Origin of the sequence: Rheinheimera baltica DSM 14885 (assembly GCF_000425345.1) — a bacterium.
Lineage (GTDB): Bacteria > Pseudomonadota > Gammaproteobacteria > Enterobacterales > Alteromonadaceae > Alishewanella > Alishewanella baltica.
This window is the reverse complement of the sequence record NZ_AUDG01000024.1, coordinates 46,961-58,895: the sequence shown is the minus strand read 5'-3', so window position 1 is coordinate 58,895 and position 11,935 is coordinate 46,961. Positions and strand designations below refer to the sequence as shown.

At 47.5% G+C, this 11,935-nt stretch carries 14 protein-coding genes; 13 read left to right on the top strand and 1 reads right to left on the bottom strand.

What is annotated here, in order from left to right; genetic code table 11:
• Together H595_RS0109825 and H595_RS0109820 are read left to right on the top strand one after the other, a co-directional pair.
• Window positions 1–188: ATP-binding protein (locus H595_RS0109825; RefSeq protein ID WP_027671054.1), on the top strand; the 188-nt coding region annotated here is incomplete at its 5' end.
• Window positions 189–215: 27 nt separating this feature from the next.
• The gene (locus H595_RS0109820) at window positions 216–578 is read left to right on the top strand and encodes an EAL domain-containing protein (protein WP_027671053.1); all 363 of its coding nucleotides are present in this window, start codon (window positions 216–218) and stop codon (window positions 576–578) included.
• On the opposite strand, the gene H595_RS22045 is transcribed toward H595_RS0109820, so the two are convergent.
• The gene (locus H595_RS22045) at window positions 532–1,488 is read right to left on the bottom strand and encodes a 1-aminocyclopropane-1-carboxylate deaminase/D-cysteine desulfhydrase (protein WP_051219824.1); all 957 of its coding nucleotides are present in this window, start codon (window positions 1,486–1,488) and stop codon (window positions 532–534) included. The two genes, H595_RS0109820 and H595_RS22045, sit on opposite strands and share 47 nt — an antisense overlap.
• A 69-nt stretch (window positions 1,489–1,557) precedes the next feature.
• Here H595_RS22045 and H595_RS22040 point away from each other — a divergent pair, with 69 nt between their 5' ends.
• The 11 genes from H595_RS22040 to H595_RS24695 all read left to right on the top strand — a co-directional run bounded on the left by H595_RS22040 (window position 1,558) and on the right by H595_RS24695 (window position 11,932).
• Window positions 1,558–2,472 (top strand): MSHA biogenesis protein MshI, encoded by a 915-nt coding sequence (locus H595_RS22040; RefSeq protein ID WP_156885955.1) that lies wholly within the window; start codon window positions 1,558–1,560, stop codon window positions 2,470–2,472.
• On the top strand, window positions 2,469–3,065 hold the full coding sequence (locus H595_RS0109805; protein ID WP_027671052.1) for a PilN domain-containing protein: 597 nt from the start codon (window positions 2,469–2,471) through the stop codon (window positions 3,063–3,065). Before H595_RS22040 ends, H595_RS0109805 begins: the two co-directional genes overlap by 4 nt.
• Window positions 3,062–3,712 (top strand): hypothetical protein, encoded by a 651-nt coding sequence (locus tag H595_RS0109800; RefSeq protein WP_027671051.1) that lies wholly within the window; start codon window positions 3,062–3,064, stop codon window positions 3,710–3,712. The genes H595_RS0109805 and H595_RS0109800 overlap by 4 nt, the downstream gene beginning before the upstream one ends.
• On the top strand, window positions 3,690–4,013 hold the full coding sequence (locus tag H595_RS0109795; protein WP_027671050.1) for a hypothetical protein: 324 nt from the start codon (window positions 3,690–3,692) through the stop codon (window positions 4,011–4,013). Before H595_RS0109800 ends, H595_RS0109795 begins: the two co-directional genes overlap by 23 nt.
• Complete coding sequence (mshL, locus tag H595_RS0109790; protein ID WP_051219822.1) at window positions 4,003–5,667, top strand: pilus (MSHA type) biogenesis protein MshL; 1,665 nt, start codon at window positions 4,003–4,005, stop codon at window positions 5,665–5,667. Before H595_RS0109795 ends, mshL begins: the two co-directional genes overlap by 11 nt.
• Window positions 5,668–5,669: 2 nt before the next feature.
• Window positions 5,670–6,587, top strand: a complete 918-nt coding sequence (locus H595_RS22035; protein WP_051219821.1) for an ExeA family protein — start codon at window positions 5,670–5,672, stop codon at window positions 6,585–6,587.
• Complete coding sequence (locus H595_RS0109780; protein WP_027671048.1) at window positions 6,584–7,798, top strand: tetratricopeptide repeat protein; 1,215 nt, start codon at window positions 6,584–6,586, stop codon at window positions 7,796–7,798. The genes H595_RS22035 and H595_RS0109780 overlap by 4 nt, the downstream gene beginning before the upstream one ends.
• A gap of 4 nt (window positions 7,799–7,802) precedes the next feature.
• Entirely contained in the window at window positions 7,803–9,533 is a 1,731-nt protein-coding gene (locus H595_RS0109775; protein WP_027671047.1) for a GspE/PulE family protein, read from the top strand.
• Window positions 9,534–9,537: 4 nt separating this feature from the next.
• Window positions 9,538–10,767 carry a type II secretion system F family protein gene (locus H595_RS0109770; RefSeq protein ID WP_027671046.1) on the top strand — a complete coding sequence of 410 codons (1,230 nt, stop codon included), beginning with the start codon at window positions 9,538–9,540 and terminating at the stop codon, window positions 10,765–10,767.
• Window positions 10,768–10,850: 83 nt separating this feature from the next.
• Complete coding sequence (locus tag H595_RS24700) at window positions 10,851–11,420, top strand: prepilin-type N-terminal cleavage/methylation domain-containing protein (RefSeq protein ID WP_051219820.1); 570 nt, start codon at window positions 10,851–10,853, stop codon at window positions 11,418–11,420.
• 17 nt (window positions 11,421–11,437) lie between these two features.
• A complete protein-coding gene (locus tag H595_RS24695) occupies window positions 11,438–11,932 on the top strand; it encodes a prepilin-type N-terminal cleavage/methylation domain-containing protein (RefSeq protein WP_027671044.1) in 495 nt (164 codons plus the stop codon).
• Window positions 11,933–11,935 lie beyond the last annotated feature (3 nt).

Here is an 11,935-nt window from a genome sequence, read left to right as displayed (position 1 = left end):
ATCGCTACGAGCAACGCAGCACAATCATCGTCAGTCAATTACCGGTCTCAGAGTGGTATGGCCTAATGGATAACCCGACCGTTGCAGATGCGCTGTTAGACAGGGTGATCCACAACGCTCATCGGCTGGAATTAACAGGTGAGTCACAACGTAAAAAAACACTGGTTCAGGGTGAGGAAGTCGGGTAAAAAGAGAGGATAAACGAAGGTCAGATCATGCTGGCCGGATCACACCGAAATGCCTGGCCGGATGAAACCGGAACAGGTGGCCGGACAAACCGAAATACGCATCATGTTGGTTTGGTCATTGATAACGCGGTATACGTTAATGAATTACCTTTAGAATCAGTTAAATTGCATCCTTCAGTAGTACGCAATATCGACCAGCATCTGGAACAGCAGCTGTTTGTTCGTGGTCTTATTGCCAGTTATGTCGGTAAAGGAGTCAGAGTTATAGCAACGGGAGTTGAGCTGGAGTCTGAATGGTTGACCTTACAAAAGTTAGGTATTGCTGGTGGCCAGGGATTCTATTTTAGCCAGCCACTGAACCAGATAATAGCGCAAGGTCAGATACAGTAATTAAGCCACGATAATGCAGCCCTTTTAAGCCTTGTAGTCCCCCCGTGTGAAATACGCTTAATCTACTGTTTTCTGGAATATCACCTGATGCAATCAGCGAAAACACCGCAGCGAGTGTTTTACCGGTGTATATTGGTTCAACGTGCAGTTGATGTTGAGCCATTTCACGGCAAAATGACAATAATGCTTCGTCAAATTTACCATAGCCTTTACCGACAAAGTTCGTATTAATTTGCCAGTGTTTGGTTCTACTCTCTGGTGTTAGCAACTGGCTTACCCGTTGTGGTAAAGACGTATCTTTCACTACGGCAATGCCCAATGCAGCGCAGTCGTGGCGGTTAATTACACCCGCCAAGGTACCGCCACTTGCAGTAGGACAAATAATGATATCCGCATCACCTTCCGGCGTGGTCGCTAAATTCAGCTCCGCAATGCCTGAAGCGCCAGCATCTGAAGAGCCGCCCTCTGGCACCATCAACAATGTTTTATGCTTTTCTTGTAATTGCTGAATAAAGTCGGGGTTATCGCGTTGGCGGTAACTCGTTCTATCCAGAGCATAAAGTTGCATACCTGCCTGTTGGCAAAATGCCAGCGTTGGGTTCGCCATATCCAGGTCATCGGCACGGACATAGGCCGCACTTTGCAGGCCAAGTAGACGACAACAGGCCGCTACAGCACATAAATGATTAGAAAATGCACCACCAAAGGTTAATATTCCTGAACAGTTTTGCTGCATCACCTGCTGCACGTGGTACTTTAGTTTTAGCCACTTGTTGCCTGATACTTCTGGCACTAAGGTGTCTAAATGGCATACCCATAGTTGTATTCTATGCTGTACTAAAAGCGGATGCGATAGACGTTGCCAACGCTGTTTTGGCGAAATGAGTTGAATTTCAGGTGAATACAGCATGGTAAGAAGCATGACAGTAACGAAAATAGCCGCTAGTATAGCGTTATACTGGGAGCTAATGGCAGCACTATGCTGAGAAAAATAATAAAAGGCCTCAATCGAAAATCAAGCCGTTCTTCAGGCATGCTTGCTTTATACATAAGCAAATCCGACCTTCGCTTGGTGGATGTTGAAACAGCCACAATCACTCATTTTCGCAGTGAGTCTTACGATGCGGATAGCTTGAAGCAAGCATTGCATACGTTATTATCATCCGTTACCAAACACCGTAAGTTGCACATTGTGTTATCTCCAGATTTTTATCAGCTGGTGCAAATTGATAAACCCGCTTTGTCAGAGACGGAAATGCTACAAGCATTACCTTGGCAAGTAAAAGATTTAGTCGATATTAGCCCTGATGACATTATCGCTGACTATATTGACTTACCCAGCTACAACAGCCAAACGTCAAAAATTAATGTGGTCGTGGCAAGCACGAGCTGGTTAAAGCAACTTGTTCAATATGTTACGAGCAGTGAATTACACATTCACTCTATTCAGCCGGAGGAATGGTTGGCTATGGGGCTCATCGCTCCAACAGGCCAGGCAACAATGCTGGTAATACATCAACCCGAAAATGAGTTGTTAATCCAGATAGTTCGTGATGGTCAGTTGTACTTTTCACGTCGTGCCCGTGGTTTTGGTCAGCTGCATTTAAGTACCGAAGCAGAATTACGCGATGACTCGCTTGACAGGCTGCAGTTAGAGCTGCAACGCTCAATGGATTATTTCGAAAGTCAGTTAAAGCAACCGCCAGTTAGAGATATTCGGCTACTGATGGCGCAATCAGCATTGATAACGGATCTATTGCGACAAAATGGTTTTGGCCGGGTAGAGCCGCTGGCTAATTTGCCATTGGCTCAGGCCCTAAGTACCGAGCAGCTGATCAGTTGCTGGCCTGGCGTTGCAGTGTTGAATCGATCGGATTCGGAGTCTGTCGCATGAAGCAGCACGTAAATTTATATCGGGCGGTTTTATATCCGGTTTATGAACGCTTTGGGCTGAGTCGCTTGGTTGCTAGCTGGTTGGTATTGGTTGCCGCTTTAATAGGGGCAGGATTGTGGATTGCACATCAACAGCAGCAACTACAGACAGCATTAGCACAACAACAGCAGCAAAATACTCTGCAGCAGCAAGAAATTTCCTTGTATCAACAAGCATTAACTCAACGACAACCATCGGCTGAACTGGTTAAACAGTATCAGGATATTGAGCGTCGCGTGGCACAGAAACAGCAATTATTGAGTTTTTTAGCTGAACAACAAATGCAAGCAAGCCAAATTTATAGTCCGGTACTGCAGCATCTAAATAAGGTGGATCGTCCAGAGTTGTGGTTAACGAGCTTTAGCTTACAACAGCAATATAGTAGCTTTAATGGTATTGCATTAAGGCCTGATAGTGTGCCGTTGTGGTTAGAGGATCTACGTCAACTAAGTTACTTCCATGGCCAGCGTTTTCGTCAGGTTACTATGCAGCAGGTGCAAGATAAACGAGCAGTGAGTTTTAAACTGTTAGCGCAACAAGGAACACAGCCATGAATCAATGGCAACTACTCTCAGACCGGTTTAGCCAATTACAGCAACGGGAAAAACTGTTGTTGTGGGGAGGCAGCTTAATTTTAACCTTGTGGCTGGTGAGTATTTATGTACTTGAGCCACGCTGGCAGCAAGTGACGACATCAGCAAAACAGCTAAAAACATTGCAACGCCAACAACAAGATACACAACAGTTAGCTGAACAATTAAGGCAACAAATTGCCGTGGATATGGATAAAGAATACCATCAGCGCATCCAATTGTTGCAGCAACAGCAATTCCAGTTAAATGAGCAAATACAGCAAACTACCAGCCATTTTATCGATGCAGAACAAATGGTGCAGTTGTTGCAGAGCATGTTACAAAGCAGCAATACGGTACAAATCAGTCGTTTACAGTCTTTGGAACCCAGGCCTGTGCAATTAGCTGGGCAAACCGCTGATGAACCGGCATTGTTATATCAGCATACCATTAAGCTGGTGCTTGCTGGCAATTACACCGAATTGTCTGAAGTATTAGAACGAATTGAGCAATTGCCATGGCTGGTAAGCTGGCAAGGATTAGGCTATCAGGTTACAGACTATCCACTAGCAGAACTGACATTAGAGTTGGGTACAGTGAGTGAAAATGAAGACTTTATCCGTTTGTAGTTTATGCACGTTAATCAGCGTAGCGGTATTGGCAGATCCCACACGTCCTGTAGCCGGTTGGCAATCGGATACTGAACTTAGCGAGGCACAAGTCCATGCTGCGTTGCCCCAATTGCAACTAATAAAAAGCACCATTAACGGCTATGTTGCACTGATTGACGGCGTATTAGTGCACAAAGGCGGATACTATAAACAACAACGGGTACTGGATATCCAAGACACACAAGTTACTCTTGAATTAAACGGCGTGCAGCAGGTGCTGCCGCTACTTAACACAGCGATAAAACAATATGAAGAATAAAAGCGCTACTACGCTGCTGTGGTTTTGCAGCGGCATATTATTAGCTGGTTGTCAGGCATTTGAACCCACGACCTTGCCACAGCAAGCGGAAAAAGCATTACAACAGGCTAGTCAGCAGCCAACAATTGTCCCCGCGGCACCACAGCAGGTACCTGCAGCCATTACACAGGATTTGCTGTCGAGTAACTATCAGGCACAGCAACCTCAGTTGCCGCGTTTTAACGTTGCTGCAATGCAAGCCAATGTAGCTGATTTCTTTCAGTCTTTAGTTGCTGATACAGCCTATAGTGTGGTGTTGCACCCAAATGTTAGTGGCCAGATAACGCTGCAGCTAAAACAGGTCACGCTGCCTGAAACGATGGCGATAGTGCAGCAGCTGCATGGGTTTGATATTCGCCAGCAGGGTTTAGTGTATAAAGTGTACCCAGCAGGTTTGCGTACAGAAACAATTGCGTTGAACTACCTTATGTTGCAGCGCCAGGGGTTCTCTTCAATCGCGGTTAATTCCGGTGGAGTATCGCAAGATAGCCAGAGCAACCAGGGTGGCCAGAACAATAGAAGTAATAATTCAGCGCAAGGTGGTTTTGCTCAGGGGGGCAACAGTAACCAGAGCATGGGGCAACAGGGACAGCAGCAATTTAATGGCAGTACGATCCAGAGCGAAAGTAAAACCGACTTTTGGAAAGATCTGGAAAAAGCCGTAAGCACTGTGCTGGGTAGTGCGCCTGACCGTATGGTGGTTGTTACACCGCAGGCAGGATTAGTTACCGTGCGTGGCATGCCTGACGAAATTGCTGCAGTTAAAGCCTATCTTGGTCAGTCAGAACAACACTTGCAGCGGCAGGTGGTGCTGGAAGCAAAAATTATTGAAGTAACGTTAAACGACGAATATCAGCAGGGGATCAATTGGCAAAATGCCATGATGAATATCCGAAGCACGGGATTTAATTTTTCCACCAGTGGAGCCATCGCCAGCAATGCTATCAGCTCTTCGTTAGGTGGTGTTACCGCCATTTCCTTTAATAATGCTGACTTTAACGGCGTGATTAATTTACTTGAAACGCAGGGGAATGCGCAGGTGTTGTCTAGCCCCCGCGTTACCGCAATGAACAACCAAAAAGCGGTTATTAAAGTAGGGCAGGACGAGTATTTTGTCACCAATGTTAGCACCGACACTATCGTAGGTACCGGCGGTACAACCAGTTCGCCGAATATTTCATTGCAGCCATTTTTTTCAGGTATAGCGTTAGATGTTACACCACAAATTGATCAAAATGGTACCGTAATTCTGCATGTGCATCCCTCCGTGACAGAAACGGCAGAACAGAACAAAACCATTCAGTTCAGTGACGAGCAAATAATCTTGCCTTTGGCGCAAAGCAATATCCGTGAGTCTGACACCATTATTCGCGCCCGTAGTGGCGAAATTGTAGTGATAGGCGGTTTAATGCAAACGGTCACCAACGACAATGAATCTCGTACGCCGGTATTAAGCGCTATTCCTATTGTTGGTAAGTTGTTTACCAGCATCAACAAAGTGGAAAAAAAGAAAGAGCTGGTTATTCTGCTAAAACCGACAGTGGTAGGGGAAGGTGTATGGCGACAGCAGATCCAGCAATCGTCAGAATACATTTCTGATTGGTATCCAAAATAGCGATGTACGAACGGCACTTTCAGTTAAATCAGATGCCGTTTGGTCTTACGCCTGACACGCGCTTCTTTGTGCCATTGCAGCAGCATCAGGACGTGTTGGCCGTGTTGAAAACGGCGCTGGGTGCCGGCGAAGGTTTTATTAAAATTTGTGGTGAAGTAGGAAGTGGTAAAACACTGTTGTGTCGCAAGCTGCTGCAACAAGCAGACGCCGACTGGCAATTAGCCTACATTCCTGATCCTTGCTTAACGCCATTAGAATTGCGCTGGGCCTTGGCGCTTGAGCTTGGGTTAAAACATTCTGCTAATATCGACCCTCCACAGCTGTTGCAGCTATTACAGCGGCAGCTGTTGTTATTCGCAGCACAAGGTAAAAAGGTTATTGTGTTAATTGATGAAGCACAAGCGCTACCGGATGATACCCTCGAGGCGCTGCGACTATTAACTAATTTAGAAACAGAACAACGCAAGTTGCTGCAAGTGGTACTGTTTGGTCAGCCTGAATTGGATACGAAACTGGCAAGCTACCGTTTTCGTCAACTTCGACAGCGTATTACCTTTTCTTGTAATCTTTCGTTGATGAGTCCACGCCAGGTGGCGGCTTATTTGCAACAACGGTTGCAGCAGGCTGGCTCACAGCAGCAGCTGTTCAGTAGTATGGCACTGCGGGCGCTAAGCATGTATAGCCGTGGTGTGCCGAGATTGTTAAATGTGCTGGCGCATAAGGCGCTGTTGTTGGCGTTTGGTGAGGGTAAACCCTGTGCTGGCTATCAACATGTTCGTTTAGCGGCGATGGATACTGAAGATGTGCAGCCTAAACCCAGGGCTTGGTGGTGGTATAGCGTGGCAGCTGGCGCTATCGTGTTGATGGGTTATGCGGTGGTTACTGGCGGTCATTGGCTACCAGGATGGACAATATTATGAGCGTGTTAAATAAAATGTTACGTGATCTGGAACAGCGTCAACAAACGCCACCCGGTATCACAACGCCGGTTATAAGTTCAGACACAGATCGCCCGTTGTGGCTTACACTGTTACTAGCGTTAAGCGTAATGTTATTGTGTTTTGCGGTGTATGCCATTTTAAGCCGCAGCCAGCCAACTGTTGCTGTTGCGCCGGCTGAGGTAAGTATTACCGCAGAGCAACCCGATACTGCGGTAATGCCAGTGAGTATTGCTGCGGCAGTAGATACCCAACCGCAAAAAACTGAAACTGAAACTGAAACTGAAGCTGAAGCACAGCTGGCTGCAGTGTCGGCAACAATTGGTACAGCAACAGTTACAACCTCAGCAACAGCATCAGCAGACGCTACACATTCAATGGCAGCGGTTAGCACCAGCCAAATATCAACTCCAACTGAATCGGTTATGTCAGATAAGCAAATTAATTTAGCTGATAAGCCCGTGACGGAAGATATCCCGCTGCAGTTAACGCCAGCACAACCGCAAGCTCCAACACAGCCACCAGACCCAAAGCCTATTTCTGCAAAGGCTTCTGCTCAGGATCAGCGTGAGGTGGTTAATACTGTTAGCGTTGGTGTTCAGGTGGAGCGCAAGGCTGCTACACCTGAACAGCGCGCAGCAGCCTTGCGCCAGCAAGCACTTGCTGCAGCTGGTGCCGGGCAACTACAACAGGCATTGCAGTATTGGCAACAGGTGCAACAATTAACGCCTGCCGACCCCGGCGTTTACATAGCCCAAGCCCGGCTTTGGACACAGTTAGGGCAGCCGTCTCAGGCCGAGTTAACGTTGCGCCAGGCACTAAGCCGCAATATTCTCGATGCCGACATTCAGTTGCTACTGGCGCAATACGCAGCAACTAATGCCGCCTGGCAGCAAGTAGATGAACTCTTGCCCGCGCAATTTTTTCTGGCGCAACAGCCTGATTATTACGGACTTAAAGCAACTGCACTGCAACAACTAGGGCAGCAGCAGGCCGCATTGCAGTGGTTTACACAACTTATTCAACTTCAACCGCAGCAGGCGCGCTGGTGGTTGGGTGCGGCTATTGCGCATGATGCACTGGCACAGCGCGAGCAGGCGCATTTACATTATCAACAGGCGCTTAATTGGGGGGATGGCCTGTCGGTCGCCAGCCGGGCTTACATTCAACAGCGCTTAGCCGCCACAGAGTAACGTTATGCAAAGACCTCGTTTAAAAATGCGTCTGGGTGATTTATTAGTGCATGAAGGCATTATCTCAGAACCACAGTTACAGCAGGCGCTAAGCCAGCAGCAGCAAAGTGGCCGTAAGCTTGGAGCTACACTAACAGAGCTGCAGTTTTTGACAGAGCAACAGCTACTGCAGTTTTTGGCGCAGCAGCTTAATGTGCCTTTTCTGGATATTGCACAAAAACAAATAAACCCGAAAACAGTGCAATTGCTGCCCGAAGTTCAGGCCCGGCGCTTTAGGGCGTTAGTGCTGGAAGATCATGGCAGTAAAGTGTTGCTAGGTATGAGCGACCCGGCCGATTTAGCTGCGATGGATCAGCTCGCTGAGCTGTTAGCGCCGCGTCAGATAGAGCTGGCCGTTGTGCGCGAAGGTCAGCTAATTGCTGCCTTTGATACGCTATACCGGCGCACCAAAGATATTGAAAGTTTTGCTTCGCAGTTAAAAGAAGAACACGGCACATCCAACGAGCTAGACCTTAATGCGGTTGATGAACAGGGCGATGCCGACAACACTATTGTTAAGTTACTCCAATCTATTTTTGAAGATGCCGTACAGGTTAAAGCATCAGACATTCATATAGAGCCTGATGAAAAAGTGTTGCGTATAAGGCAACGGGTTGATGGCGTACTGCAAGAAAACATTTTAAACCAGGTCAGTATTGCAGCGGCTCTGGTGTTGCGTTTAAAGCTGATGGCAAACCTAGATATTTCGGAAAAGCGTTTACCGCAAGATGGCCGTTTTCAGATTAATGTAAAAAAACACCAGATTGATGTGCGTATTTCAACCATGCCGGTGCAGTATGGCGAGTCTGTAGTAATGCGTTTGCTTGACCAGTCAGCCGGTGTGCTGCAACTGGAAGAAACCGGCCTACCGGCACCAATGTTGGCAAAGCTGCGACGCATTATTAAAAGCCCGCATGGCATGATTTTGGTCACCGGGCCTACTGGCTCAGGCAAAACCACTACTTTGTATGGCATGCTTAGTGAGCTTAACCAGGCGGGCAGCAAAATTATTACTGTTGAAGACCCGGTAGAGTACCGTTTACCCAGAGTGAATCAGGTTCAGGTTAACCATAAAATTGGCCTAACCTTTAGTAATGTGCTTAGAACCACCTTACGACAAGACCCGGATATTATTATGGTGGGTGAGATGCGGGATCAGGAAACCGCAGAAATGGGGCTACGCGGCGCGTTAACGGGCCATTTAGTGTTGTCTACCTTGCACACCAATGATGCGGTAACCAGTACCTTACGGTTAATCGACATGGGCGCGGCGCCCTATCTGGTGGCATCGGCCTTGCGGGCCATAATCGCACAGCGGCTTATTCGGCGGTTATGTGATTACTGTAAGCAACCTTATCAACCAGACGACATGGAAAGCAACTGGCTGCGACACATTAACACCAGCAAAACCGCAACATATTGGCAGGCTCCCGGGTGTCAGTCATGTAATCACACCGGGTATAAAGGCCGGCTTGGCGTATTTGAATTACTCATGATTACCAAGCCACTGGCCGATGCCCTGCGACGCGATGATACCGCAGGCTTTGCCACGTTAGCGCAGCACAGTGAGGGGTTTACCCGCCTGGGTACCATGGCACTGCATTATGCCCAGCAGGGGGTAACCAGTTTAGAAGAAGTTATTCGGGTATCTGAATATCTGGATGACGATATCGACATAACCGCAGAGAGCAGCTAACGGTATGGCACAGTTTGTATATACAGCGCGCGATAGCGCCGGTAAGGCGGTTAGCGGAGAAATTGAGGCCGGTAATGAAAGCGCGGCAGCCGATATACTGCGCCGCCGCAGCGTTATACCGTTAACGATAAGCCGACAAGATACGCCTGCTAAAACGTCCTTGATGGGGCCGGTACTATGGCAGCGCAAAATATCGTTAACAGACCTTATTATGTTATCGCGGCAAATGTACTCGTTAATGCGCGCGGGCATTCCTATTATTCGCGCCATTGAAGGGCTGGCACAGAGTACAAGCTCAGTAAGGCTACAGGGAATTCTGCTGGAGCTGGTGGACCAACTGCAAAATGGGCGCAACCTGTCACAAGCCTTAGCGGCGCATCCTAAGGTGTTTAGCCGTTTAATGGTCAGTATTGTGCATGTTGGTGAAAACACCGGCCGTTTAGATGAAGCCTTTTTGCAATTAACTTATTACTTTGAGCAAGAGCTGGAAACCCGCAAACAAATAAAACAGGCTACCCGCTATCCTATTTTTGTTTTACTCACCTTAGTTGTGGCCATGTTTATTTTAAATTTGGCTGTTATTCCGCAATTTGCTTCAATGTTTGCCCGCTTTAATGCCGAGCTACCCTGGTCAACCAAGGCATTGCTGGCCAGTTCAGAGTTTTTTATCCGGTTTTGGCCACTGATGTTAATTGGCTTTATTGCGGCCGTATTTGGCTTACGATCATACATTCAAACAGACAAAGGCCGCCGGGCATGGGGCCGCTGGAAAATTCGTTTTCCTATTATTGGCAGTATTATTTATCGGGCAACACTGGGGCGTTTTGCCCGTAGCTTTGGCATGATGCTAAAAGCCGGCGTGCCGATGACCAGCGCGTTAACACTGGTTGCCGACGCGGTAGACAATGACTTCCTCGGCGACAGTATTCGGGATATGCGGCGCAATATTGAGCGCGGTGAAAGCTTGCTGCGGGTAAGCCAGCAAAGCCAAATGTTTACGCCGCTGGTGTTGCAAATGCTGGCCGTAGGCGAAGAAACCGGTGCCATGGATGACATGTTGGCGGAAGTTGCCGGGTTTTATGAGCGCGAAGTTGCTTTTGATTTAAAAAGCCTCACCGCCAAAATAGAACCTATTCTTATTTCTATTGTGGCGGTAATGGTGCTTATTTTGGCATTGGGCATTTTTACACCGATGTGGGATATGCTAAATGCCTATAAAGGTGGTACAAAGTAGCTCAGCGCTTTATTAACAATTTAACGTGTAATTACAAAGTTTAGCGATATACTCATTATAACAAGCAGATGGGAGATACAAGTATGAAGAGACAATCAGGCTTTACACTAATCGAATTGATCATCGTGGTCATTATCCTCGGGTTGCTGGCTGCAACAGCATTGCCGCGGTTTTTAAATGTAACAGAGCAAGCAGAAGATGCGTCAATCGAAGGTATTGCCGGTGGTTTTGCCTCCGCAGTAGGTTTAGTGCGGGCGCAATGGGAGGTGGCGGGTCGTCCGGTAGGTAATAACGCGGTTCCAGCCGACAATGGTACCTTTGTTACATTGGATGGTGTAGATGTTGGCGTAAATGGTGACCCTTCAACCGCAGTGCGTGGCTATCCAACGGGTAACCGTTCAGCAGATACCCGGCTGGCTACGGTAGATGCCGCGGCGTGCGTTGCGGTGCTGCAAAATATTTTACAAAATGCGCCTACCGCCGCTATTGCGTTTAGCGCAGATAATACTTTGTTTGTGCGTTTTGCCACACCCAATTGCGTATATCACCAAACCGCCGGCTTAGCCGCGGCACCAACGGATAATTCAACCAGCAATGGCTTTACCTATAGCCCAACAACGGGTGCCGTTGCCGTATTCTTAAATAGACCCTAAGCATTAAGGTAGTAATTATGAAGCGCAATCAAGGTTTTACATTAATAGAGTTAATTATTGTTATTGTTATTTTGGGTATTCTCGCCGTAACGGCAGCGCCACGGTTTTTAAATATATCGGGTGATGCCAAGGCGAGTGTATTGGATGGGGTGAGCGGCACCTTGGCTTCAGCGGGCACAATCGTATACAGCAAAGCTTTAATTGCTGGCGTGCATACATCCGGGCCAACCGGCACAGATACCGTAGGCGATGATAACATCCCTGTTACCTTCGGTTACCCTAAAGCCACGGCTGCAGCACTCAATTTGTCTATTGAACGACCGGATGGTTGGGTGTATAGCACCGATGCTGCCTCTGGCTTAATTGCAGAGGCTGTAGGCACCGCAGGTCAAATTCGTTTAGCAGCAATAGCTGCAGATTTAGCTGATGCTGGCTGTTATGTGCAATATGTTACGCCAACAGTTGCGGGTAATAAGCCGGTTATTTCTGTTGAAAAAGCTGGTTGTAAGTAACAT

Coding starts and splice junctions, on each gene's coding strand:
- H595_RS0109820 (WP_027671053.1), top strand. CDS start 216: ATGCTGGCCGGATCACACCGAAATGCCTGGCCGGATGAAACCGGAACA.
- H595_RS0109775 (WP_027671047.1), top strand. CDS start 7,803: ATGCAAAGACCTCGTTTAAAAATGCGTCTGGGTGATTTATTAGTGCAT.
- mshL (WP_051219822.1), top strand. CDS start 4,003: ATGAAGAATAAAAGCGCTACTACGCTGCTGTGGTTTTGCAGCGGCATA.
- H595_RS0109780 (WP_027671048.1), top strand. CDS start 6,584: ATGAGCGTGTTAAATAAAATGTTACGTGATCTGGAACAGCGTCAACAA.
- H595_RS24695 (WP_027671044.1), top strand. CDS start 11,438: ATGAAGCGCAATCAAGGTTTTACATTAATAGAGTTAATTATTGTTATT.
- H595_RS0109770 (WP_027671046.1), top strand. CDS start 9,538: ATGGCACAGTTTGTATATACAGCGCGCGATAGCGCCGGTAAGGCGGTT.
- H595_RS24700 (WP_051219820.1), top strand. CDS start 10,851: ATGAAGAGACAATCAGGCTTTACACTAATCGAATTGATCATCGTGGTC.
- H595_RS0109800 (WP_027671051.1), top strand. CDS start 3,062: ATGAATCAATGGCAACTACTCTCAGACCGGTTTAGCCAATTACAGCAA.
- H595_RS22045 (WP_051219824.1), bottom strand. CDS start 1,488: ATGCTGTATTCACCTGAAATTCAACTCATTTCGCCAAAACAGCGTTGG.
- H595_RS0109795 (WP_027671050.1), top strand. CDS start 3,690: ATGAAGACTTTATCCGTTTGTAGTTTATGCACGTTAATCAGCGTAGCG.
- H595_RS22040 (WP_156885955.1), top strand. CDS start 1,558: ATGCTGAGAAAAATAATAAAAGGCCTCAATCGAAAATCAAGCCGTTCT.
- H595_RS22035 (WP_051219821.1), top strand. CDS start 5,670: ATGTACGAACGGCACTTTCAGTTAAATCAGATGCCGTTTGGTCTTACG.
- H595_RS0109805 (WP_027671052.1), top strand. CDS start 2,469: ATGAAGCAGCACGTAAATTTATATCGGGCGGTTTTATATCCGGTTTAT.